Origin of the sequence: Streptomyces sp. SID13666 (genome assembly GCF_010548325.1) — a bacterium.
GTDB classification, from domain to species: domain Bacteria; phylum Actinomycetota; class Actinomycetes; order Streptomycetales; family Streptomycetaceae; genus Actinacidiphila; species Actinacidiphila fildesensis.
Window position 1 is genome coordinate 1 of the sequence record NZ_JAAGLX010000125.1, and the last position, 994, is coordinate 994.

General features: G+C 69.1%; 1 protein-coding gene. It reads left to right on the forward strand.

Annotation, left to right across the window (positions count from 1 at the left end; genetic code table 11):
- Window positions 1-346: 346 nt before the first annotated feature.
- The coding region (locus G3I60_RS43675) for a L,D-transpeptidase (protein WP_164608548.1) at window positions 347-994 on the forward strand (648 nt) is incomplete at its 3' end.

Sequence of the window (994 nt, forward strand, 5' to 3'; positions counted from 1 at the left end):
AATCGAGTTGTGGCAGCCCGCCTGACCGCTTCCGGACGAACCCGACGGCCCGGTTCGGCTCCTCGGCGCGCGACGCCGCGATCCCGGCGGCCGGCGGCCGGGACATCTCCCCGGGCCAGGGCAGCGGCCTCGCGCAGGAGGTCCCGGCCGGCCTGAAGCCGTCCGGCCGGGCCTAGGCCATTGGGCACCGATGTTTGAGACACGCTTTACGCGGCACACGCAACTGCGGCCCACGCCGTCGCCGTCTCACAGTGCGGCAGGCTCGTCAGGGCCACAGAGCGAGAGAGCGGGGCAAGTCGTGCGACGGCGCAAGGGCAGCATAGGGATCGCACTCGTCACGGGCGTGATGCTGGTGGGCGCGAGTGCCTGCGGTGGGGGCGGCAGTGACAAGGCGAGCGGCGACGACGCGAAGGCCCCGGGAAACCCCAAGGCGAGCTCGTCGCCGTCACCGACTAAGCCCGCGGGCCCGCCGATGCTGCTGGAGACGATCACCCCGCAGACGGGAACCACGGTAGGCGTGGCCATGCCCATCTCGGTGGTCTTCACGAACCCGGTGGCGGCCAAGGCGCGGGCCACGGTCGAGAAGCACATGAAGGTGAGCGCCTCGCAGCCGGTGGCCGGCGCCTGGCACTGGTTCGGCGACCAGCGCGCAGACTGGCGCCCCAAGACTTACTGGCCCTCCGGCACGACGGTGAAGATCGACGCCGACATGAAGGGCGTCAGCAACGGCAACGGACGTTTCGGCGTACACGGATACACGCACACCTTCAAGATCGGTGACGATGTGCGCGCGGATGTCTCGGTGACCGGACACACCATGAAGGTGACCCGGAACGGCGCGCCGGTGCGCACCCTGTCGATCAACGCGGGCAGCGCCGAGTATCCGACGTGGAACGGCACGATGGCCGTCATCGACAAGCAGGAGAAGGTCCACATGACCTCCTGCAGCGTCGGTATCAGCTGCGACAAGGGCAGCCCCGAGTACTACGACCTG